Here is a 23,094-nt window from a genome sequence, read left to right on the forward strand (position 1 = left end):
ACTGCGCCATCCTCGTTGTAGCGAGGCTTGCCCGCGAAGAACGATTTCCCGGTAAAGCTGATACACCGCAGCGACTGATTCGCGGGCAAGCCTCGCTCCAACGGAAGAGCCGGTCTATATGGGAGATTCGATGTCTGCCTGCAATCCCGAAGGACCGGCCGGGCCGCGCTCCGCTTTAACCGGTCCTACGCAAGAGCGCAATCTCCTGTGGGAGCTGAGCTTGCTCGCGATGAACGATTACGCGGTGTGGCTACTGGTTGCGTCTCATGCATCGCGAGCAATATCAGCGCCTACAGTGAATGGCTTGCAAATTTCCGCCGTGCAGCGCAATGCTGTGAGCCGCTGGATTATTACTCCCGGCGAGATACTCAATATCATTCCGAATGATATTAACTTTTGTTTCATTCGATTCGTGCAATACCACCCTCAAGAACAGAATCCGCCCATCTTAATATTCCGGCGGACACTCCCATGGCTCAGAAATTCAATCAATTGCGCTTCCCACTCGCCGCGTTGGCGCTGGTGGTGATAAGCGCTTGCGGCGGAGCGCCTGAAGCGACGGTCGCGCCTGCGGCAGCCAAAGTCAGCGTTGCCAAGGTTTTGGAACAACCCGTCAACGAGTGGGATGAGTTCACTGGTCGCCTTGAAGCGCCCGAAACCGTTGAAATCCGTCCTCGGGTATCCGGTCAGATCGATGCCGTAGCCTTCACTGATGGCGCGCTGGTCAAGAAAGGCGATGTGCTGTTCCAGATCGACCCCCGCCCGTTCCAGTCAGAAGTCCGCCGCCTGGAAGCCCAGTTGCAACAAGTTCGCGCCACCGCAACCCGCAGTGACAACGAAGCCCAGCGCGGTGAGCGCCTGCGTACCAACAACGCCATTTCCGCCGAACTGGCTGACTCGCGCACCACCACTGCACAAGAAGCGCGTGCCGGTGTAGCGGCCATTCAGGCCCAGCTGGACCTGGCAAAACTCAACCTGAGCTTCACCCGCGTGACATCGCCTATCAGTGGTCGTGTCAGCCGCGCCGAAATCACTGCCGGTAACATCGTCACCGCCGACGTGACTCCGTTGACCAGCGTGGTTTCCACCGACAAGGTTTACGCCTACTTCGACGCCGATGAGCGTGTCTTCCTTAAATACACCGAGCTGGCTCGCAAAGGCCAACGTGGCCAGACCACTCCGGTGTACCTGGGGCTTTCCAATGAAGTCGGTAACCCGCATCAGGGCCAGATGAACTTCGTCGACAACCAGGTGAACCCGCGTACCGGCACTATCCGCGGTCGCGCCGTGTTCGATAACAGTGATGGCAGCTTCACCCCAGGCCTGTACGCACGGGTCAAGCTGGTTGGCAGCGGCACCTATTCCGCGGTGCTGATCAACGATGAAGCCGTCGGCACTGACCTGGGCAAGAAATTCGTGCTGGTTATGGACAAGGACAACAAGCCCTCTTACCGCCCGGTTGAACTGGGGCCAAAAGTCGAAGGCTTGCGCATCGTGCGTAGCGGCCTGACCAAGGACGACACCATCGTGGTCAAGGGCCTGCAACGTGTGCGTCCAGGCCAACCGGTTACCCCGGAAGTGACCCCGATGGCCAGCGCCGAGACCCTCGCCGCGCTACTCAAACAACGCCAGGCTCTGGAAGCCAGCAACTTGCCGCAAGTGAAGCCTAAAGCACCTGAAAAAGTTGCCGGCATCTCCGCGCCACGCGGTTAAGGGAAACCACTGATGAACTTCTCTCAATTCTTTATCTCGCGTCCGATCTTCGCGGCAGTGCTGTCGCTGTTGATCCTGATCGCCGGGTCGATTTCACTCTTCCAGTTACCGATCAGTGAATACCCTGAAGTCGTACCGCCAACCGTCGTCGTTCGTGCCAACTTCCCCGGCGCCAACCCCAAGGTCATCGGCGAAACCGTAGCCGCCCCACTGGAACAAGCCATCACCGGCGTCGAGAATATGCTGTACATGTCCTCGCAATCCACCGCCGACGGCAAGATTACGCTGACGATCACCTTCGCACTGGGCACCGACCTGGATAACGCGCAGGTGCAGGTTCAGAACCGGGTCACCCGAACCGAGCCGAAGCTTCCCGAAGAAGTGACGCGCATCGGCATTACCGTGGACAAAGCGTCGCCCGATCTGACGATGGTGGTCCACCTGACCTCGCCGGATAAACGCTACGACATGCTTTACCTGTCCAACTACGCCATCCTCAACATCAAGGACGAGCTGGCTCGCCTTGACGGTATCGGTGACGTGCAGTTGTTTGGTATGGGCGATTACTCGTTGCGCGTCTGGCTGGATCCAAACAAGACTGCTTCGCGCAATCTGACCGCGACCGATGTTGTAAACGCTATTCGCGAACAGAACCGTCAGGTCGCTGCGGGTCAGTTGGGCGCACCGCCCTCGCCTAGCGCTACCAGCTTCCAGATGTCAGTGAACACTCAAGGCCGTCTGGTCAGCGAAGAAGAGTTCGAAAACATCGTGATTCGCTCCGGCGCCGATGGCGAAATCACTCGTCTGCGTGATGTGGCGCGTATCGAGTTGGGTTCCAACCAATACGCCTTGCGCTCACTGCTGGATAACCAACCCGCTGTGGCGATCCCAATCTTCCAGCGCCCTGGCTCCAACGCCATTGACATCTCTAACGACGTTCGGGCGAAGATGACCGAGCTGAAACAAAACTTCCCTGAAGGCATGGATTTCAGCATCGTTTACGACCCGACAGTCTTTGTTCGCGGCTCGATTGAAGCGGTTATCCATACCCTGTTCGAAGCATTGATTCTGGTTGTGCTGGTTGTAATCCTGTTCCTGCAGACCTGGCGCGCTTCGATCATCCCGCTGGCTGCGGTGCCGGTATCGCTGATCGGTACGTTCGCCGTCATGCACATGTTCGGCTTTTCACTCAACGCGCTATCGCTGTTCGGACTGGTGCTGGCCATCGGTATCGTGGTGGACGACGCCATCGTGGTAGTGGAAAACGTCGAACGAAACATCGGACTTGGGCTGACCCCGGTCGAAGCCACCAAACGGGCCATGAAAGAAGTGACCGGGCCGATTATCGCCACGGCACTGGTGCTGTGTGCGGTGTTCATCCCGGCTGCGTTCATCTCCGGATTGACGGGGCAGTTCTATAAGCAGTTTGCCCTGACCATTGCGATTTCCACGGTGATTTCCGCCTTCAACTCCCTGACGCTTTCGCCGGCGCTTTCAGCCGTGCTGCTCAAGGCTCACGACGCGCCAAAGGATCGTTTCTCGCGCGGCCTCGACAAAATATTCGGTGGTTGGCTGTTCCGGCCGTTCAACCGCGTGTTCGAACGCGCCAGTAACAGCTATGTGGGAATCGTCGGTCGCGTAATCCGCAGCAGCGGCATTGCCCTGGTGCTTTACGGCGGCCTGATGGTGCTGACCTACTTCGGTTTTGCCACCACACCGACTGGTTTCGTGCCGCCTCAGGATAAACAGTACCTGGTGGCTTTCGCCCAGTTGCCGGACGCCGCCAGCCTGGACCGTACCGAAGACGTCATCAAACGCATGTCCGACATTGCCTTGAAACAGGAAGGTGTTGAAAGTGCGGTGGCGTTCCCTGGCCTGTCCATCAACGGTTTCACGAATAGCCCGAACGCTGGCATCGTGTTCGTGACCCTCAAGCCTTTTGAAGACCGTAAAGACGCCAGCCTCTCGGCAGGTGCCATCGCGGGTGCATTGAACGGCAAGTTCGGCGACATTCAGGACGCCTACATGGCGATCTTCCCGCCACCACCGGTACAAGGTCTGGGCACCATCGGCGGTTTCCGCCTGCAGATCGAGGACCGCGGCAACCTCGGCTACGACGAGCTGTACAAAGAGACGATGAACATCATCGCCAAGAGCCACAGCGTGCCGGAGCTGGCCGGGCTGTTCACCAGCTACACCGTGAACGTGCCGCAAGTCGATGCTGCCATTGACCGTGAAAAAGCCAAGACCCACGGCGTGGCCATCAGCGACATTTTCGACACTCTTCAGGTGTATCTGGGCTCGCTGTATGCAAACGACTTCAACCGTTTCGGTCGTACTTATCAGGTCAACGTTCAGGCTGAACAACAGTTCCGTCAGGATGCCGACCAGATTGGGCAACTCAAGGTACGCAACAATCTGGGCGAAATGATTCCGCTGGCGACCTTCATTAAGGTCAGCGACACCGCAGGTCCGGATCGGGTCATGCACTACAACGGCTTCATTACCGCAGAGATCAACGGCGCTGCGGCTCCGGGCTACAGCTCGGGACAGGCTCAGGCCGCCGTGGAAAAACTGCTCAAGGACGAACTGCCTAACGGCATGACCTACGAGTGGACAGAGATCACGTATCAGCAAATTCTGTCTGGTAATACCGCGCTGCTGGTCTTCCCGTTGTGCGTACTGTTGGCCTTCCTGGTACTGGCAGCCCAGTACGAAAGCTGGAGCCTGCCATTGGCGGTGATCCTGATCGTACCGATGACACTGCTGTCGGCCATCACCGGTGTAATCCTGTCGGGTAGCGACAACAACATCTTTACCCAGATCGGATTGATCGTACTGGTCGGACTGGCCTGTAAGAACGCGATCCTTATCGTCGAGTTCGCCAAGGACAAGCAAACCGAAGGCATGTCGCCGCTGGAAGCCGTACTGGAAGCGTGCCGCCTGCGTCTGCGTCCGATTCTGATGACCTCCTTCGCGTTCATCATGGGGGTTGTGCCTCTGGTGTTCTCCAGCGGTGCCGGTGCAGAAATGCGTCATGCCATGGGTGTAGCGGTGTTCTCGGGCATGCTCGGGGTGACGTTCTTCGGTTTGCTGCTGACACCGGTGTTCTACGTGCTGATTCGTAACTTCGTTGAGCGCAAAGAGGCCCGCAAGGCGGCCAAGGCACAGAGCCTGCAAAACCTGAACCCGGAGGCGCATTGATGAATTCGTTAAAGCTGTTCATGCCGAGCCTGCTGGTTCTCGCGCTGGCGGCCTGTGCTGTCGGCCCTGATTACAAGGCACCTGATACCGCAGCAGCCAAGGTCGCTTCGGCGGAGAAAGGTAATTATGACCGCAGCCATCAGCAAACCGTGTGGTGGCAGCAATTCGACGACCCGACGCTGAATAAGCTGGTGGCAAAGTCGCTCAACGACAACCGCGAACTGCGCGTTGCCTTCGCCCGCCTCAAAGCGGCCCGGGCGATCCGCGATGATGTCAGCAACGACGCCATGCCCGTGGTGACCAGCCGGGTCAGCAGTGATCTCGGTAAAGGTCAGCAACCGGGTATCACAGAGCGTCGGGTCAGCAGCGAACGTTACGATCTGGGCCTGGACATGGCATGGGAACTGGATCTGTTCGGGCGGATCCAGCGTGAACTGGAAGCCAGCGAAGCCGATCAGGACGTTGCCGAGGCCAATCTGTATCAGCTTCAGGTCACCTTGATCGCAGAAGTGGTCGATGCCTATGGCCAGTTACGCGGTGCGCAACTGCGTGAAGGCATTGCCCGGGAAAACCTGAAAAACCAGCAGGAATCCCGTGGCGTTACCGAACAACTGCGCGATGCCGGTGTGGGCAACGAGCTTGATGTCGTGAGAGCGGACGCCCGCCTCGCCGCCGTCGAAGCTTCGGTTCCACAACTACAGGCTGAACAGGTTCGTCAGCGCAACCGCATTGCAACTCTGCTCGGTGAGCGTCCGGAAAGCCTGAGTGTTGATCTCAGCCCGGCGAAACTGCCAGCCATTGCCAAAGCACTGCCGATTGGTGATCCGACTCAACTGCTGCGTCAGCGTCCGGACATTCGCTCAGCCGAACGTCAACTGGCCTCCTCCACTGCGCGTATTGGGGTGGCAACAGCTGATTTGTTCCCTCGCGTCAGCCTGAGTGGCTTTCTGGGCTTCACGGCGGGACGTGGATCACAGATCGGCTCTTCCGCCGCCCGCGCCTGGTCCTTGGGGCCGAGCATTTCCTGGGCAGCGTTTGATCTGGGCAGCGTGCGAGCGCGAATCCGGGGCGCCGATGCCGATGCTGAAGGCGCACTGGCCAACTATGAGCAGCAAGTATTGTTGGCGCTGGAAGAGTCGGAAAATGCGTTCAGCGACTACGACAAACGTCAGCAGCGTCTGGTCTCTCTGATTCGCCAGAGTGAAGCCAGCCGTGCGGCGGCGAATCTGGCGTCGATCCAGTACCGCGAAGGCACAGCGGACTTCCTGGTCTTGCTGGATGCGGAGCGCGAGCGCCTGGCAGCAGAGGACTCGCAGGCTCAGGCAGAAATCGAGCTGTATCACGGCATCGTTTCTATCTACAAGGCATTGGGCGGAGGCTGGCAGCCACAGGCTTGATGGACTGAGCGTTGGCCAAAAAGCCCCGTTACCGGGGCTTTTTGGTGTCCATGGCACCGCGCGGTCTTGTAGCAAACACTGGACCTGTGGGACCGGATTCATCCGGGAAGAGGCCAGCACCATCCGCTACATCATCGTCGCCTGAAATGCAGCCTCCCCGGATGAATCCGGTCCCGCGGGCTCTGCGTAGATTCAGAGAATGCAGTGCTGTTTGATAAGCGTTGTCGGAGATTGCGCCGTGCTGTCCATGGTCCCTCACGGTTTCGCGGCAAACACTGGACCTGTGGGACCGGATTCATCCGGGAAGAAGCCAGCACCATCCGCTACATCATCGTCGTCTGGAATGCAGCCTCCCGGATGAATCCGGTCCCACGGGCTATGCGTAGATTCAGAGAATGAAGCGCTGTTTGATAAGCGTTGTCGGAGATTGCGCCGTGCTGTCCATGGCCCCTCACGGTTTCGCGGCAGACACTGGACCTGTGGGACCGGATTCATCCGGGAAGAGGCCAGCACCATCCGCTGTATCATCGTCGCCTGGAATGCAGCCTTCCCGGATAAATCCGGTCCCACAGGCTATGCGTAGATTCAGAGAATGAAGCGCTGTTTGATAAGAGTTGTCGGAAGTTACGAGCGCGCAGATCGACTTTACGGAACATCTGCCGATACCCACCCACTCAACATCCACTGTTTGACAGCAAGCCATCGGTCCACGAAGCTGCAAGCCGTAAAGAAATGGATATCGGTGTGCTCATGCCTGTTCGAGGCTACTTCTCTAAAACCACTGCCCGTCGCCGTATCGGACTGGTAGCCGCTTTAATTCTGATCGTGCTGGCAGGCGCCGTTTACCTGACACGACAATGGTCAACCCCGCCTGCTCCACCGGTGCTTAGCCAGACCTACGGCGAAGCCCTGGAACTGGCACACAACGGCAAACCTGGCGCTGCGAGGGTTCTCTACCAACACCTGGCCCGCACCGACCTTTCCGATATTCGTCGCGCCAGCCTGTTGGCCGAACTCGCAAACTACCCAAGCCCTCAAGCATTGAAATTGCTGGATGCGGCACTGCAGAATGATTCGGTGCTGGTTCGCGAGGCAGCGATTGGCGTCACGCAAAAAATGCTGCCTGACGGCAAGCGCAGTATTCTGCTGGGGCCTCTGCTTGAGGATCCGGAACCGTCGGTTCGCTTCGACGCCACGCTGGCGCTGCTCGACCTCTCGCCGGACGAGCTGGGCCTGTATTACGCAGCCTTGCAACACAGTGTCGAGCTGTGCGTGACAACCCTGCAAGCACAACCCCCTACGGGCACCAGCCAGGTACAGCTGGCGCGGCTGCTTGCGCATGGCGGCGACAAATCTGCTGCGCTGGCCGCCTTGCAGATTGCGATAGACCTGGAGCCCAAAAATCTCGAAGCGTCCATCGCCTATCTGGAGCTACTCGACCAACAAGGTCAAACCGAACGGGCACGCCAGTTGCTGGCTCGCCTGCTGGCCCAAAATCCTCAGTCTTCCAGGCTACAACATGCCTTGGGCATGTGGCTCCTTGATCACGAACAGAGCGAATATGCTCTGCTTGCACTGGCCAAGGCCGTTGAGCTGGAACCAGACAACACGGGTTATCGCTATGATCTGGCGGTAGCGCTGCACGACCTTGAGCAACTTGAAGCAGCGCAGAAACAACTGGCTGAAATCCTCCAGCGCCAGCCCGCCAATCGCCAGGCCCGAATAATGTTGATTCGATACTGGAAGGAAACCGGGCAACTGCAAAACGTGCAGATACTGCAAGCCGAGCTTGAGCAGCAAAACCCGGATGACCCTGCGCTGCAACAGGGGCTCTAGCCTGAAAAACACTACCGCGTGAACAAAACAGACTGTTTGCGTGAGCCGCTAATATCAGAAATAACTTACAGCCGAGTTCATGTGTTAAGACAAGCCGAGTCGCGCGATCGCCGACTCTAATCATCCTCGCCGCTAGTTAATTGCATCAAAACTATTTTCTAACACAAGAAAAACGTGCATGATTTACACGCTACTGATTAAAACTACCTTTTTTCATCAAAGCGAAGCGACAGGAAAGCGTTAATTCCTCAGGAGAAAACGCGACCTTGGGTTCGGTTACGGCGCCTTCAATACACGCACTCTTCCCAAGCGCTTGTCTTATCGTTTTGTGACGCTGGTAACAGCCAATCACCGTCGGAGTATGTTATTTGTCCAGACTTGCCGAGTTTCGCGCAGCAGAAAAAGCCCTTCAGGAACAGCTGGCTCAGCTGGAGTCCTTGAAGAATGATGCGGGCCTGAAAAAGGAGATCGAGTTCGAACAGAAGCTTCAGGCTTTGATGAGCAGCTATGACAAAGGTCTGCGCGACATCATTACGATCCTTGATCCAAAAGGCTCGTCTTCCCTGCCTGTAGCAGGCGGGCCAAAGCGCCGTCGCGCACGCGTCGTCAAGGTCTATCAAAATCCACACACCGGTGAACTGATCGAGACCAAAGGTGGTAACCACCGCGGCCTGAAGTCCTGGAAAGAGCAATACGGTGTTGAAACCGTGGATTCATGGCTTCGCGCCTGATCAAACTCTGCTTGTTAAAAAGCCCTGCACCTGCAGGGTTTTTTTATAAACGACAACTCTCTGACGCCAGATATAACTCTTTACCAGCAAGCGCTTTTTACGCGTAGCTTCCCCTACCTTCAATATAGTTTCGAAAGAGTTACGACGACCCACGGTGTACTACTGTTCCCTGCTGTCTACCCTACGCATGTATATGCCCGGCGCATAACCCGGACCGACAGGCATATGCCATAAAGGGCATCAGCAATCGCTGCTAATAACAACCAGCATTATCGTTGATACTTGTCAGAATATTCCGATATTTATAAGTACGGACGTTCCAGATTTTTCTCATGAGCTTCACGTTTTTTTCACAGACCCTATTCCACTATAGAGGCTGCTAAAGGATTAGCGCCCCATGCCCGCTTCGGCGGGCCTCTTTTTGCCTGAAATTCGTGCTCGCCGCAGGTTCACTGCGCCCCGCCCAACCGTAACGTATTGCGAATCTGCAGGGCCTCATCTCGGGTAGCCGCGTAACCGGCAGCAGAACCTGCGTATGACAGTGACCATGCAGTATCAGCAGTCGCCGCAGCCACCAGCGTCTGAGTCATGACGTGAACCCCGTTCTGAGTGATCGTACAACTGGTCTCCATTGCTGGAAGCTTGCTGAGCTCTGTTGCATGTATGCGAGTACACACACTCTGGAAGCCGCTTCGCGCAAAATTCATCTGCACAGCCTTGCGCATCTCCAGCAGCACGCCCTCGACGTTCACCTGATGGCCTGACTGCAGGCGCGATTCAGTCAACTCCATGACCATCACCGGGTTACCAGCCTCGTCATTTTTGGCAGCCCGCTGCCGGGACTGTGGCGAAGGCTGCCCGGCAGCGGGCTGAGTAGTGTTCAGTTCCTCAACCTGCCAGCCGCTGGGCCAGATGATGACCGCGTCAGCAGCGTGAGCCGCTCCGACGACCAGCGCCAGACAAAAGCCAATGAATGAATATCTGTATCGCGGGTCAATCATGAAGGCACCACCCAAACACTTAAGCAGCAAAGTCTGAACGCCCGCCGCCTCGCGAACAAGGGTTGTCACGCATCAATTGCGTCGCAGGTTTGGCTTCGACGCGGACGGCCCGTATCATTTGCCCATACCGAAGACCTCAACCGGAGATATCCATGAGTTTGCAAGACCTTAATACCTTCCCTGGCGTAACTGCAGAGCCTGAGGTTGCGACCCGGCAATTCGTGTTCAACCACACCATGCTGAGGGTCAAGGACATTACCGCGTCACTGGACTTCTACACCCGGGTATTGGGTTTCAGCCTGGTTGAAAAGCGTGACTTCCCTGAGGCCGAATTCAGCCTGTACTTCCTGGCACTGGTCGACAAAAGTCAGATCCCTGCAGATGATGCCGCGCGTACAGTGTGGATGAAGTCGATCCCCGGGATTCTGGAGCTGACTCATAACCACGGCACCGAAAAAGATCCGGCCTTCACCTATCACAACGGCAACACTGACCCTCGCGGCTTTGGCCACATCTGCATTTCCGTGCCTGACGTGCATGTTGCTTGCGAACGCTTTGAAACACTGGGCGTGGACTTCCAGAAGCGTCTCGCTGACGGGCGTATGAACAGCCTGGCATTCATCAAGGATCCGGACGGTTACTGGGTAGAGATCATCCAGCCAACGCCACTATAAGCACAAACAAAAAAGGCCTCATGAATAATCATGAGGCCTTTTTTATTGCCTGAACATTATGTGCTTACGCTGGCGCAGAGGTCCGGATCAAGTGATCGAACGCGCTCAGAGAGGCTTTGGCACCCTCCCCCAAAGCAATGATGATCTGCTTGTAAGGCGTAGTGGTCACGTCGCCTGCAGCGAAAATGCCAGGAATCGAAGTTTCACCACGCGCATCGACAATGATCTCGCCACGAGGCGACAGTTCGATGCTGTTCTTGAGCCAGTCGGTGTTAGGCAGCAGACCGATCTGTACGAAGATACCTTCCAGCTGTACCGTGATTTCTTCGCCATTCACGCGGTTCTTGTAGCGCAAGCCGTTAACTTTCTGCTCATCGCCAGTGACCTCTGTGGTCTGCGCGCTGGTGATAACCGTAACGTTAGGCAAGCTGGTCAGCTTGCGCTGCAACACGGCGTCAGCCCGCAATTGCACATCAAACTCCAACAAAGTGACGTGAGCCACGATACCGGCCAGATCAATCGCAGCCTCGACGCCGGAGTTACCGCCGCCAATCACCGCAACACGCTTGCCTTTGAACAACGGGCCATCGCAATGCGGGCAGTAAGCCACGCCTTTGTTGCGATATTGCTGCTCGCCCGGAACGTTCATTTCCCTCCAGCGTGCACCCGTGGCGAGAATAACGGTCTTGGCCTTGAGGCTCGCGCCGCTGGCAAACTTCACTTCGTGCAGAGCGCCGTCCTTGCCGGGAGTCAGTTGGTCTGCACGTTGCAGGTTCATGATGTCCACTTCGTATTGCTTGACGTGCTCTTCAAGCGCTACAGCCAGTTTCGGCCCTTCGGTGTGTTGCACCGAAATGAAGTTCTCGATAGCCATGGTGTCCAGCACCTGACCGCCGAAGCGCTCAGCCGCGACACCGGTACGAATACCTTTACGCGCGGCATACACGGCCGCTGCTGAACCTGCCGGGCCGCCGCCCACTACCAATACATCAAACGCTTCTTTGGCATTGAGTTTCAGTGCCTGACGATCGCCAGCACCGGTGTCGATCTTGGCCAGGATTTCTTCCAGGCCCATACGGCCCTGACCAAACAATTCACCGTTCAGGTAGATGCTTGGCACCGACATGATATGGCGGTCGGTGACTTCGTCCTGGAACAGCGCGCCATCGATAGCGATGTGCTTGATGTTCGGGTTGAGCACTGCCATCAGGTTCAGCGCCTGCACGACGTCCGGGCAGTTCTGGCAAGACTGGGAAAAGTAGGTTTCGAACGTGAATTCGCCTTCAAGCGCGCGAATCTGTTCGACGGTGTCCGCGCTGGCCTTGGATGGGTAGCCGCCAACTTGCAGCAGTGCCAATACCAGCGAAGTGAATTCGTGGCCCATCGGGATACCGGCGAAACGCAGGCTGATGTCTTGTCCCGGGCTGTTGAGCGAGAACGACGGGGTACGCACGTCGGTGCCGCTGTCATTAAGGGTGATGCCTTTCGAAACACTGATCACGTCATTGAGCAACGCCAGCATTTCCTGGGATTTCGCGCCGTCATCGAGGGACGCGACGATCTCGACCGGGCGGGTAAGACGCTCCAGGTACGATTTCAGCTGGGCTTTAAGATTGGCGTCCAACATGCGGGCGATTCCTTTAGCAATTAGAAAAACAGGAAGTAGAAAAAACAACGCCCAGGCGATAGTCGCCCGGGCGTTTTTTGGGGCGATGCGGTTTACGTGCTTAAGAGCTCAACGCCCCTAGCCGATTGACTCGACCGAAATGCATGCGGCTTAGATCTTGCCAACCAGGTCCAAAGATGGAGCCAGAGTGGCTTCGCCTTCTTTCCATTTAGCTGGGCAAACTTCGCCCGGGTGTGCAGCAACGTACTGAGCAGCTTTGACTTTACGCAGCAGTTCGGAAGCGTCGCGGCCTACACCACCGTCGTTCAGCTCAACGATTTTGATCTGACCTTCAGGGTTGATCACGAAAGTACCGCGGTCAGCCAGGCCAGCTTCTTCGATCAGTACGTCGAAGTTGCGGGACAAGATGTGAGTCGGGTCGCCGATCAGTGGGTACTGGATTTTGCCAATGGCTGGCGAAGTGTTGTGCCAGGCAGCGTGTGCGAAATGGGTGTCAGTCGACACGCCGTAGATTTCAACGCCCAGTTTTTTGAAGTCGGCGTAGTTATCAGCAAGGTCTTCCAGTTCGGTCGGGCATACGAAGGTGAAGTCTGCTGGGTAGAAGAAGACGACAGACCATTTGCCTTTGAAGTCAGCTTCAGACACGTCTACGAAAGAGCCGTTCTGGAATGCAGTGGCTTTGAACGGTTTTACCTGGCTGTTGATGATAGGCATCGGTGAATCTCCTAGTGGGTTGTTAATTCGATGAAACAGAGCTTACGCATAATGGCCTATGTAGGCTCATTGGCAAACCTCATGTGCACGATTGGTTTTGACTATAAGGGAGGCTTATTAATAGAAGGAAAGGTAATTTCGCTTTTGAAGGACTACTGCTCCGCCAAGGCTCAAGCTCGGCACTTTGCCTGCCTCCCCCTCCCCTGATCTCATGCCTGGGCGAACTTACGATTCGCGGCCAGCTCGCGAGACGCCGAAAACAATGCCCTGAACCTGAACCTGCCAATAACCTGCTCAAAAAATCAATTCGCCATAGTGACTTAAATAGTATGTAATTACAGGGTACATACCACAGTATGAAATAAAGGATCACGCAATGGCTCGCGGCGGCATTAACAAGGCTTTGGTACAGACAGCAAGACTCGCGCTGCTGGCCCGCGGCGAGCACCCCAGCATTGACGCAGTACGCATTGAAATGGGCAATACGGGCTCAAAAACCACGATCCATCGCTATTTGAGAGAGCTGGACGAAAGCGATCGGGCAGGCACGACACCCTCCGACATCGATGATGAGTTGACCGAGCTGGTCACTCGCCTCGCCCATCGCCTGCAAGGCAAGGCCCAGGAAACTGTCGATGAAGCTCAGTCGCGATTCGACGCAACGTGTCATCAGAAGGATGAAGCGCTGCTCCAGGCAAACAACCAGCTCGCGGAAATTACCGCACGGTTGAATCGCAAGACCGAGCAGCTGAAGGAACAGGCAGCGACACTGCTTGCCACCCGCGAACGACTGCAGACGGAGCAAACCCAGAATGCTCGCCTGACTCAAGCCAATCAGGACCTGACGAATCGACTCGCAGACAAAGACGAGCAGATTCGCTCACTGGAAGAAAAAACCCTGAAGGCCCTCGAATCCGCAAAACAACAACGCGAGCAAGAGCAGCGACGGTATGAGGAACACGCTCAACAGCTGCAGACAGAGTTGCGTCAGACGCAAAGCCTGGCAACGCAACATCAGCAGGACATCACCCGGCTTACGCGGGACAATGAGCGACTATTGGCAGAGAACCGCAGCGCTCAGCAGGAGCTGAATGCTCACAATGACCAGCTAACCAAAGCCTCGGCTCAAGCTGCCAGCACCCTGGAACAGTTACAGCAGACGAAAACCCGCTGCACCGTGCTTGAAGAACGCACGCGCCTCGCGCAACAGGACAGCGCGGAGGCCCGTCAACAGCTGACTGACCAGCTACAGCAGAATCGGGTATTGGAGTTGATACTGATCAAGACCGAACTGGCGCTTGAAGGCTTGCGAAACGAAAAGTCGACTACCACCTCAGCCTCAAAACAGCACCCCGATCAGCGCTGATCGGGGTGTTCAAGCATGGTCCTGACGCGTAAGCCCAGCTCATCCACGGTAAACGGCTTGGTCATCATGTCCATGCCGCACCCCAGGAAATCGCCACGCACCTGAGCCTCTGGCGCGTAACCTGTCATGAACAGCACACGTAAATCGGGTCGGTACTGCCGGGCTATTTCGGCAAGCTGACGACCGTTCAGACCCGGTAGCCCTACATCACTGACCAACAAATCGATTCGTTCCTGACTCTGCAGGTATGGCAATGCAGCCTTGCTATCGCCCGCCTCCAGAGTGGAATAACCCAGCTCGTGCAGCACATCAACCACCAGCATGCGTACGGGCTCTTCGTCTTCAACCACCAACACACATTCACCACTGACCGCACGCGGCGCTTCCAGTCCCGCGACGATTGCGGTGCTGCGCTCGTCAAGGTCTTGATGACAGGACAGGTATAGATGAACAGTCGTGCCTTGCCCCTCAACACTGTCAATCACCACATGCCCACCCGTCTGCTTGACGAAGCCGTAGACCATCGACAAACCAAGACCCGTTCCCTGCCCGATGGGTTTAGTGGTGAAGAACGGATCAAAGGCTCGATCCAGAACATCATCAGACATGCCTGCCCCGGTATCGCGAACGCTCAGACGAACATATTCACCGGGCGAAACCTCTCCCGAACGCCCCTCGACCCTGACGTGCTCACTGGCAACGGTTAACTGACCACCATCAGGCATGGCGTCCCGGGCATTGATGACCAGATTCAACAAGGCGTTTTCCAGCTGATGTTCGTCAGTGCTGGTGCGCTGCAACCCCTCGCTCAGTTCGATGCGCAACTCGATGCTTTCCCCGGTGGTTCGGGCCAGCAGTTCCTGCATGGATGCCACCATCTGATTCACATCGACAGCGCTGTTGTTGAGCGATTGTCGGCGGGCAAAAGCCAGAAGCCGATGGGTCAGAGCTGCAGCACGGTTGGCAGAGGTCATCGCTGCGCTGATGTAGCGATCGATTTCCCCTGTCCGGCCGGCAGCAATGCGTCGCTGCATCAGGTCCAGAGCGCCAAGCACGCCGGTGAGCATGTTGTTGAAGTCGTGAGCGATACCGCCGGTTAGCTGGCCAATGGCGTCCATCTTTTGCGCATGGCGCAGGGTTTCTTCCGCCTGTTCACGCTCAGCCATTTCGATTTGCAGCAGTTCATTGATACTGGCCAGCTCACGGGTACGCTCGGCCACTCGTAACTCAAGGCTCTCATTGAGCTCACGAAGCGCTTCTTCTGCATTGACCTGGGCGGTAATGTCAGTGTGAGTACCGAGCCAGTGGGTGATATGCCCATGCTCATCGCGGATCGGCAAGGCGCGAGCCAGAAACCAGCTGTAGCCACCATCCTTGCCGCGTAGCGGGAACGTGTCTTCCCAGATCGAGCCCGTTGCGAAGCAGTGCACCAGCCGAGCGGTTACCCGATCAACATGCTCCGGGTGATGAACCGAGCGCCAGCCCAGCGCCCGCATGGCTTCCAGAGATGCCCCGGTATAGTCATACCAGCGCTCGTTGTACCAATAAATATTGCCCGCGGAGTCCGCAGTCCATGCCAACTGACTCATGTTGTCGGCCAGGCTGCGGAATTGACGCTCGCTCTCCAGCAACGCGTCAATGTTGCGCATAGGGCCTATATCTTGCTCATCGAAGGTCAATGGCATTGCCGCCCAATAGTATTGACTGCTCATCGCAGGTGTCCTTCCTGGAATATATGATCTACCCGGCCTTCATCCTGAATCCCGGGCATAGCTTCATTTACACAACCGGCGCCTAACGATCAACCGGGGAGCGCATGGTGACAAACTCTTCAGCGAGTGTCGGGTGCACACCGACAGTATCGTCAAACTGACGCTTGGTAGCGCCAGCCTTCAAGGCAATGGCCAGCCCCTGAATGATTTCACCCGCCTCCGGACCAACCATGTGGCAGCCCAGCACAACGTCAGTGTTGGCGTCGACCACCAGCTTCATCAGGGTGCGTTCCTGGTTTTCAGTCAGGGTCAGCTTCATCGGACGGAAGCGACTTTCAAAAATCTGCACGTCATGACCCGCTTTCTTCGCTTCTTCCTCGGTCAACCCAACGGTACCGATATTCGGCAGGCTGAAAACGGCGGTCGGAATGTGCGTGTAGTCCACAGCGCGATAATCTTCCGGCCTGAACAGGCGTCGGGCGACAGCCATACCTTCAGCCAGCGCTACAGGCGTCAACTGGACTCTGCCGATCACATCACCGATAGCCAGAATCGATGGTTCGCTGCTCTGGTAGTTATCGTCGACCTCGACAAAGCCATTCTTGTCCAGTTTGACGTTGACGTGCTCAAGACCGAGATTGTCGAGCATAGGTCGACGTCCGGTGGCATAAAACACGCAATCGGTGTTCACCTCTTCCCCGTTCTTGAGGATGAGTTGCAGGCTGCCATCGGTTAACTTCTCGATGCGTTCGATATCGGAATTGAACCGCACATCCATACCGCGCTTGGTCAGTTCCTCGTGCAAATGGCTGCGCACACTGCCATCAAAACCGCGCAGGAACATTTCGCCGCGGTACATCAGCGTCGTATCCGCTCCCAGACCATGGAAAATCGAGGCGAATTCGACGGCGATGTACCCGCCACCCACGACTACGATGCGCTTTGGAAGCTGTTTGAGATAAAACGCCTCATTGGAGGTGATGGCATGTTCGCGCCCCGGGATATCCGGCACCTGCGGCCAGCCTCCGGTAGCAATCAGAATATGCTCGGCACTGTAAGTCTGGCCATTGACCTCAACTTCATGAGGTCCCTTGAGCGCCGCATGGCCTTCGAGCAACGTAACGCCGCTGTTAACCAGCAAGTTGCGATAAATACCGTTGAGATGCTGGATCTGCCGATCCTTGTTGGCAATCAATGTTGCCCAGTCGAAGTCGGGCTCACCGGTTGACCAACCGAAGCTTTTGGCCTGCTCGAAATCCTCAGCGTAATGGGCGCCATAAACCAATAGTTTTTTTGGCACACAACCTACGTTGACACAGGTCCCCCCCAGGTAACGGCTTTCGGCAACCGCCACCCGAGCACCAAAACCTGCAGCGAAACGCCCGGCGCGCACACCGCCAGAACCGGCACCGATTACAAAGAGGTCGAAGTCGTAAGCCATGTAAATCTCCTAAGCAGAGCTACAGCATATCAGCCAGAAACGACAAAGCCACCCGAAGGTGGCTTTGTCCTACAAGCAAGTCTGAAGAATTCTCAGAGGCTTAGCTGCCTTTCTTGTAGAAATGCTCGAAGCAGAAGTTGGTTGCTTCGATGTAACCTTCAGCGCCACCGCAGTCAAAACGGGTGCCTTTGAATTTGTAGGCCAGCACGTTGCCTTCTGCTGCCTGCTTCATCAAAGCGTCGGTGATCTGGATTTCACCACCCTTGCCAGGCTCAGTGGCTTCGATTTTCGCGAAGATGTCCGGCGTCAGGATGTAACGACCAATGATCGCCAGGTTGGAAGGCGCATCTTCCGGCTTTGGCTTCTCGACCATGTCGGTTACACGGAACAGACCTGGCTTGATTTCTTCGCCAGCGATAACGCCGTATTTCTGCGTTTCGTTCGCAGGTACTTCCTGAATGGCGACAATCGAGCAGCCATAATGCTTGTGCAGCTTGACCATCTGGGCCAGCACGCCTTCGCCTTCAAGGTTCACACACAGGTCATCTGCCAGTACGACGGCAAACGCTTCGTTACCGATCAGTGGACGACCGCTGAGGATTGCGTGGCCCAGGCCTTTCATTTCGGTCTGGCGAGTGTAGGAAAAGCTGCACTCGTCGATCAGTTTGCGGATACCAACTAGGTATTTCTCCTTGTCGGTGCCTTTGATCTGGGTTTCCAGCTCATAGCTGATGTCGAAATGGTCTTCCAGTGCGCGCTTGCCGCGACCGGTGACAATGGAAATTTCGTTAAGGCCCGCAGCAAGAGCTTCTTCCACGCCGTATTGGATCAGTGGCTTGTTGACCACTGGCAGCATCTCTTTAGGCATGGCTTTGGTCGCTGGCAAAAAGCGAGTGCCGTAACCGGCTGCGGGGAACAAGCATTTCTTGATCATAAAAGTCCTTCATGAGGGCTATTGGCGTTAGCGGCGCAGTCTAATCAGGCGGCGATCACCTTACAATGCCCCGCCTCTGGCCTTTCGATGCCATGGTAGAGGAATCCTCGAGCAGATAGTTCCACTCGATTTCAGATTTAAGAACATCAGAGAACCCTTTAACGCTCAATGCCATACCCGCCGAACACACTTCATTCGAGCTAAAGTCCCCGTCCTGGCGGGTTGATTCACCCAGTCGGGACTGCATTCAATGGCCCATGCAAGCGTAGCCCAACACCATGCGGCGCGTAGGACTATTCCTTGACTGATATCACGCAGACTCCCTCCCGACACGACGCAGGAGACAGTTATACAAGCCGGGCTTTATGATGTGCGGCTGCACACACGCCAAAGAGACTGCTGCAATGTCACAAGAAAAAAACGTAAATGGTTACCTGATCAAAAAGCTTCAAGACGGCCAGTGGTGGGCCTGCTCTGCGGAAGGGGAAGCGATAGCAGGCCCATTCGCCAGCGAAGACGCCGCAGTTGAAGTCGCCGCCGTCTTGCAAGACCAGCCCAAAGCCGCACGTCGACGCCCATCAAACAAGGCCTGATCGCAAAGCGTTGAATGATGTCGGAACGATGGCTCTCTTATTCAGTCATAGCACCAGCGACGTTTGACGCAACCTACTCCCCGTCTCCCTCAAGAAGTACGAAAAACATGATCAGAGTCTTGTCCATTATTGCTGTACTGGGCCTTACCGGCTGTGCGACCGCCTCCAATACCTACCTTAAAAACGGCCGACAAGGCCTGAACATCGACTGTTCGGGCGAGGCAATGTCATGGGCAAGCTGCTACGAAAAGGCAGATGCGTCTTGCGCCGGTACTGGCTATGAAATCGTGGGCACCGATGGCACGCCGCGCCCTCCCGAAAGTGACAAGACCCTCGGGGTTGACGTAGGCAACTACAAAAATCGCAGTGTGCTGGTGGTGTGCAAATAAAAGCAGTTAGCCCGAGATGCAGAATGTCGCTGCGTGCTGCACATCCTTGGGCCGGATCGGCACATTGGACAGTCGCTCGTAAACCTTGATGGTGCTGCCGCCTGAACGGTTTTCGACGTCCAGAACTGCAGCAGGATCCTTGCTGAACTTCTGCGCGACAATGACTCGCAAGCCGTCATGATGAGGCTCAATCAAAGGCGGTTTACGGCTGTCGGCAATCTTGCCAACGAAGCACTCGGTGTATTCCTTGGGAGTTTTGCCCGACATCACGTTCATGGTCGCTGGGGTATGTTCGATATCTGCGACGGTGGCACAGCCAGTCATCGCCAGAGCCAAAATTACGACAGCCAATTTCATACAATCCTCCCGGTAAAGGTCCTACGACAAGCCTGGCGGGAATTAAATCCCGGATAAAGTCGTTTTTAGCGCCAAGACTGCATTAAAACCTTAATCGCTGATAAATGCCGACCCTCGTCATGCTATCGTTTTGATTTTTCGAAAAAAGCCTTACGCCGGAGACACCCATGAAATTTGTACACCAGCGCGAGCACCTCAATGAAGACGATCTGGTCGTCATCGAGTGTTCTCAGCTCTGCAACATTCGCCTGATGAATGACTCGAACTTCCGCACCTTTAAAAACGGCGGACGCCATACCTATCACGGCGGTGCGTTTGACAAATTTCCGGCCAAGATCGCCGTCCCCAGTACCGGATTCTGGAACATCACCATCGATACTGCGGGGCGCAAGATGGATTCCAACGGTGGGCGCAAGACCAATTTTACGCACTCAATCAAAATTGTCCGTCGTTCAACGTCTCGACTGAGCTGATCGTCCCCATACTGAAGGAGCCAACGTGAACACGCCTGCCCCAAGAACTACCAAGTTTGCTGTCAGCTACAAACTCAACGGCGAACGCCGTTTCGAGTTCGCTCAATTACAGTCGGCATCCGTAGAAGAAGCAAGAAACGCCCTGCAAAAAATGCACGGTGACAGTGGTGATGTGATTAGCGACGTGAAGGTCAGCAAAGCGCTTTAATTCCAGCCCATCCAGCTGCGCTGGTCGGAATTCGTCGTGGAAGCTGCTTCAACCGTCAGGGCGGTATTTCGGCTGGGAAATATTCAACGTCTGCTCCGCCCTCTTCCCGGCTAAAGCCAGCCCCTCGTCGCACATCAGCGTGTGGGGACGATTGAATTCCTGCAGAAATGGCATTCCGGTTCAGGCAGTGCTGAGTATTGAGGAATCCATAACCCCATGAAACGGGAAAGTACAACGCCGACCACCTTCGACCTGTTCGCCGAGGAGCCTGCGCAAAGCAACGCCACAGAACAGATCGGCCCCTGCTCCTGGGTATTGCGCGGCCTGGCGTTACCTGAAGTCGATACATTGCTGGCAGCACTGGAAGACATTCTGATCAGAGCACCTTTCAGGCATATGGTGACGCCGGGTGGTTTCACCATGTCGGCGGCGCTGAGCAGTTGTGGCAGCTTCGGCTGGATGACTGACCGTACAGGCTACCGCTACACCCCAACCGACCCCCAGAGTGGTTTGCCATGGCCGGACATTCCACAGGCTTTCATGGTGCTGGCCCAGCAGGCCGCGCAGCTGTGCGGCTTCAGTGGCTTCGCTCCGGATGCCTGCCTGATCAACCAGTACATTCCCGGCGCCAAAATGTCCCTGCATCAGGACAAAGACGAAAAGCACTACGAATGGCCGGTGGTATCGGTGTCTCTGGGGCTGCCTGCAATCTTTCTGTTTGGCGGACACCAGCGCAACGAAAAACCTCAACGAATAGCGCTCATGCACGGGGACGTGGTGGTCTGGGGTGGCGAGGACCGACTGCGCTTTCACGGCGTGCTGCCTGTCAAACCCGGTCATCACCCTTTGCTGGGGGAACAGCGCATCAACTTCACCTTCAGGCGGGCGTTTTAACCTCAGCGGCAGCGCGGGACTTCACCGGGCAGACCACCCGGTGCAAGTTGAGCGCAGTATTGATAATGCCAATATGGCTGAACGCCTGAGGGAAGTTGCCCAGCATGCGCTGTTCGCGAGGGTCGTATTGTTCGGCAAGCAGCCCCAGGTCGTTACACAGTCCGCACAGCCGATCAAATAATGCAGCGGCTTCCGGCTCCCGCCCCATGAGCACATAGACATCCGCCAACCAGAACGAACACACCAGAAACGTCCCTTCGTGCCCCGCGACGCCATCAACGCTGTGCTCGGTGTCATAGCGCAACAGCAAGCCGTCCTGAATCAGGCTTCTCTCGATGGCCGCAACAGTACCCACCACGCGCGGGTCGTCGGCCGGCAGAAACCCAGTCAAAGCGATCTGCAGCAGACTGGCATCCAGCGCGGGTGAGCCATACGTTTGGGTAAAGCTGCCGATGACCGGGTCGTAACCGTTAAGGCACACATCAGCATGGATGTCGTCAGCCACCTTGCGGTAATGCTTCGCCAGCGCACGATCCTCATCGCTTTGCGCGGACTCGGCAAGTAGCGTGGCATTTCGATCAAACGCCACCCAGGTCATGACCTTGGAGTGGGTAAAGTGGCGAGGCTCGGAGCGAATTTCCCAGATGCCTTTATCCGGCAAGTGCCAGACTTTTTCGAGAAACGGCATGATCACTCTGGAAATGGCAATGCTGCGGGGCGGTCGCGGCAACCCGCCTTTGATCGCCTGAATCATGGCGTCGGCGACTTCGCCGTAGACGTCCAGTTGCATTTGCGTAGCAGCACCGTTGCCGATGCGTACAGGGCGCGAAGCCTCATAGCCGTCGAGCCAGGGCAACTCGAACTCTGGCAGGCGCCTTTCACCGCCAAGCCCGTACATGATCTGGATCTGCTCGGGATTACCTGCCACCGAGCGCATCAACCATTCACGCCAGGCCGCCGCCTCTTCGAAATAACCGAGATTCATGAACGCCAGTAGCGTCATGGTCGCGTCGCGCAACCAGCAATAGCGGTAATCCCAATTGCGCTCACCTCCCAGTTGCTCAGGCAGCGAGGTGGTGACTGCCGCAACGATGCCGCCTGTGGGCTGATAGGTCATTGCCTTCAACGTGATCAGCGAACGCTTGACCTGTGCGGTCCATGGCCCGACGTCGGGACAGCGGTCGGAGAACTCAAGCCAGAAGTATTCGGTTGCCGCCAGAGCAGACTCGGCGTCGATCCCGTCATGAACAGGTTCATAGGACGCCTGATGACTCAAGACAAACGCCTCGCGCTCGCCCTCGTCAATACGGAAGTGGCAGCCGGTGTGATGGTCCAGCGCCTTCAGGGGTTCTGGTGCCCGCAGCACCAGCATTTCCGGCCCTGCTACTGCACTCAGGGTCTGACCGCCCTTGTTTTCAACCCAAGGCACGCTGCTGCCGTAGTCAAAGCGAATAGCCAGATCCATGTCAAAAAACACATGCCCGCTCAGGCCGACGACGATACGTACAACATGACTCCCCTCGCCTTGCGGCATGAAATCAACCAGCATTGCGCGCCCGGTCGAGGTTTCAAACACGGTCTCGAGAATCAGCGTGCCTTCACGATAGCGCCGCTCGGTATTGATCAATGGTTCGCTTGGGGCTATTTTCCAGCGCCCGTTATCCGTGTCGCCGAGCAAGGCGGCGAAACACGCAGGCGAATCAAATCGAGGGAAGCACAACCAGTCCAGCGAACCATCCCGGGCAACCAGCGCGGCCGTCTTGCAGTTGCCCAGCAGTGCGTAGTCTTCGATCAACGCGGCCATGAACAAGCATCCGTAATCAGTTGAGC

The 23,094-nt window shown here is 56.4% G+C and carries 19 protein-coding genes and 1 pseudogene; 12 read left to right on the top strand and 8 right to left on the bottom strand.

What is annotated here, in order from left to right; all coding sequences use genetic code 11:
* Positions 1 to 471: 471 nt before the first annotated feature.
* The 5 genes from mexE (at position 472) to EE949_RS05805 (ending at position 8,881) form a co-directional block, all read left to right on the top strand.
* On the top strand, positions 472 to 1,713 hold the full coding sequence (mexE, locus tag EE949_RS05785) for a multidrug efflux RND transporter periplasmic adaptor subunit MexE (RefSeq protein ID WP_122663398.1): 1,242 nt from the start codon (positions 472 to 474) through the stop codon (positions 1,711 to 1,713).
* Between the two features lie 12 nt (positions 1,714 to 1,725).
* Entirely contained in the window at positions 1,726 to 4,917 is a 3,192-nt protein-coding gene (locus EE949_RS05790; protein WP_122663399.1) for an efflux RND transporter permease subunit, read from the top strand.
* Positions 4,917 to 6,314, top strand: coding sequence for an efflux transporter outer membrane subunit (locus EE949_RS05795; RefSeq protein WP_122663400.1), 1,398 nt, complete (start codon positions 4,917 to 4,919; stop codon positions 6,312 to 6,314). The genes EE949_RS05790 and EE949_RS05795 overlap by 1 nt, the downstream gene beginning before the upstream one ends.
* A 750-nt stretch (positions 6,315 to 7,064) precedes the next feature.
* Complete coding sequence (locus EE949_RS05800) at positions 7,065 to 8,150, top strand: HEAT repeat domain-containing protein (RefSeq protein WP_122663729.1); 1,086 nt, start codon at positions 7,065 to 7,067, stop codon at positions 8,148 to 8,150.
* 368 nt (positions 8,151 to 8,518) lie between these two features.
* Positions 8,519 to 8,881 (top strand): histone-like nucleoid-structuring protein, MvaT/MvaU family, encoded by a 363-nt coding sequence (locus EE949_RS05805; RefSeq protein ID WP_122663401.1) that lies wholly within the window; start codon positions 8,519 to 8,521, stop codon positions 8,879 to 8,881.
* A 449-nt stretch (positions 8,882 to 9,330) separates the two neighbouring features.
* Here EE949_RS05805 and EE949_RS05810 read toward each other — a convergent pair whose 3' ends face one another.
* The gene (locus EE949_RS05810) at positions 9,331 to 9,882 is read right to left on the bottom strand and encodes a DUF4946 domain-containing protein (RefSeq protein ID WP_122663402.1); all 552 of its coding nucleotides are present in this window, start codon (positions 9,880 to 9,882) and stop codon (positions 9,331 to 9,333) included.
* A gap of 152 nt (positions 9,883 to 10,034) precedes the next feature.
* Between EE949_RS05810 and gloA the strand changes: the two genes are divergently transcribed.
* The gene (gene gloA, locus EE949_RS05815; protein WP_122663403.1) at positions 10,035 to 10,556 is read left to right on the top strand and encodes a lactoylglutathione lyase; all 522 of its coding nucleotides are present in this window, start codon (positions 10,035 to 10,037) and stop codon (positions 10,554 to 10,556) included.
* 64 nt (positions 10,557 to 10,620) lie between these two features.
* Here gloA and ahpF read toward each other — a convergent pair whose 3' ends face one another.
* Both ahpF and ahpC read right to left on the bottom strand, forming a co-directional pair.
* Entirely contained in the window at positions 10,621 to 12,183 is a 1,563-nt protein-coding gene (ahpF, locus tag EE949_RS05820; protein ID WP_122663404.1) for an alkyl hydroperoxide reductase subunit F, read from the bottom strand.
* A gap of 150 nt (positions 12,184 to 12,333) precedes the next feature.
* Positions 12,334 to 12,897, bottom strand: a complete 564-nt coding sequence (gene ahpC / locus EE949_RS05825) for an alkyl hydroperoxide reductase subunit C (RefSeq protein WP_027902690.1) — start codon at positions 12,895 to 12,897, stop codon at positions 12,334 to 12,336.
* A gap of 376 nt (positions 12,898 to 13,273) precedes the next feature.
* Between ahpC and EE949_RS05830 the strand changes: the two genes are divergently transcribed.
* Positions 13,274 to 14,263 (top strand): DNA-binding protein, encoded by a 990-nt coding sequence (locus EE949_RS05830; protein WP_122663405.1) that lies wholly within the window; start codon positions 13,274 to 13,276, stop codon positions 14,261 to 14,263.
* Here the strand turns inward: EE949_RS05830 and EE949_RS05835 are convergent.
* The 3 genes and pseudogenes from EE949_RS05835 to galU form a co-directional block, all read right to left on the bottom strand.
* Positions 14,254 to 15,912, bottom strand: a pseudogene (locus EE949_RS05835) (ATP-binding protein); the annotation flags it as partial. The gene EE949_RS05830 and the pseudogene EE949_RS05835 sit on opposite strands and share 10 nt — an antisense overlap.
* A gap of 145 nt (positions 15,913 to 16,057) precedes the next feature.
* Positions 16,058 to 17,416 (bottom strand): glutathione-disulfide reductase, encoded by a 1,359-nt coding sequence (gorA, locus tag EE949_RS05840; protein ID WP_122663406.1) that lies wholly within the window; start codon positions 17,414 to 17,416, stop codon positions 16,058 to 16,060.
* Positions 17,417 to 17,516: 100 nt separating this feature from the next.
* Complete coding sequence (gene galU / locus EE949_RS05845) at positions 17,517 to 18,350, bottom strand: UTP--glucose-1-phosphate uridylyltransferase GalU (protein WP_087264076.1); 834 nt, start codon at positions 18,348 to 18,350, stop codon at positions 17,517 to 17,519.
* A 404-nt stretch (positions 18,351 to 18,754) separates the two neighbouring features.
* Between galU and EE949_RS05850 the strand changes: the two genes are divergently transcribed.
* Together EE949_RS05850 and EE949_RS05855 are read left to right on the top strand one after the other, a co-directional pair.
* On the top strand, positions 18,755 to 18,943 hold the full coding sequence (locus EE949_RS05850; protein WP_122663407.1) for a hypothetical protein: 189 nt from the start codon (positions 18,755 to 18,757) through the stop codon (positions 18,941 to 18,943).
* Positions 18,944 to 19,050: 107 nt separating this feature from the next.
* A complete protein-coding gene (locus EE949_RS05855) occupies positions 19,051 to 19,332 on the top strand; it encodes a hypothetical protein (protein WP_122663408.1) in 282 nt (93 codons plus the stop codon).
* Positions 19,333 to 19,338: 6 nt separating this feature from the next.
* Here EE949_RS05855 and EE949_RS05860 read toward each other — a convergent pair whose 3' ends face one another.
* Entirely contained in the window at positions 19,339 to 19,689 is a 351-nt protein-coding gene (locus tag EE949_RS05860; protein WP_122663409.1) for a hypothetical protein, read from the bottom strand.
* Positions 19,690 to 19,856: 167 nt separating this feature from the next.
* Here EE949_RS05860 and EE949_RS05865 point away from each other — a divergent pair, with 167 nt between their 5' ends.
* The 3 genes from EE949_RS05865 to alkB all read left to right on the top strand — a co-directional run bounded on the left by EE949_RS05865 (position 19,857) and on the right by alkB (position 21,264).
* Positions 19,857 to 20,162 carry a DUF1883 domain-containing protein gene (locus EE949_RS05865; RefSeq protein WP_087264070.1) on the top strand — a complete coding sequence of 102 codons (306 nt, stop codon included), beginning with the start codon at positions 19,857 to 19,859 and terminating at the stop codon, positions 20,160 to 20,162.
* Positions 20,163 to 20,187: 25 nt separating this feature from the next.
* Positions 20,188 to 20,370, top strand: coding sequence for a hypothetical protein (locus tag EE949_RS05870; RefSeq protein WP_122663410.1), 183 nt, complete (start codon positions 20,188 to 20,190; stop codon positions 20,368 to 20,370).
* 216 nt (positions 20,371 to 20,586) lie between these two features.
* The gene (gene alkB, locus EE949_RS05875; protein WP_122663411.1) at positions 20,587 to 21,264 is read left to right on the top strand and encodes a DNA oxidative demethylase AlkB; all 678 of its coding nucleotides are present in this window, start codon (positions 20,587 to 20,589) and stop codon (positions 21,262 to 21,264) included.
* Here the strand turns inward: alkB and EE949_RS05880 are convergent.
* Positions 21,248 to 23,068 carry a glycoside hydrolase family 15 protein gene (locus EE949_RS05880; protein ID WP_122663412.1) on the bottom strand — a complete coding sequence of 607 codons (1,821 nt, stop codon included), beginning with the start codon at positions 23,066 to 23,068 and terminating at the stop codon, positions 21,248 to 21,250. The two genes, alkB and EE949_RS05880, sit on opposite strands and share 17 nt — an antisense overlap.
* Positions 23,069 to 23,094: the final 26 nt, after the last annotated feature.

It is taken from the genome of Pseudomonas viridiflava (assembly GCF_900602065.1).
Taxonomy (GTDB): Bacteria; Pseudomonadota; Gammaproteobacteria; order Pseudomonadales; family Pseudomonadaceae; genus Aquipseudomonas.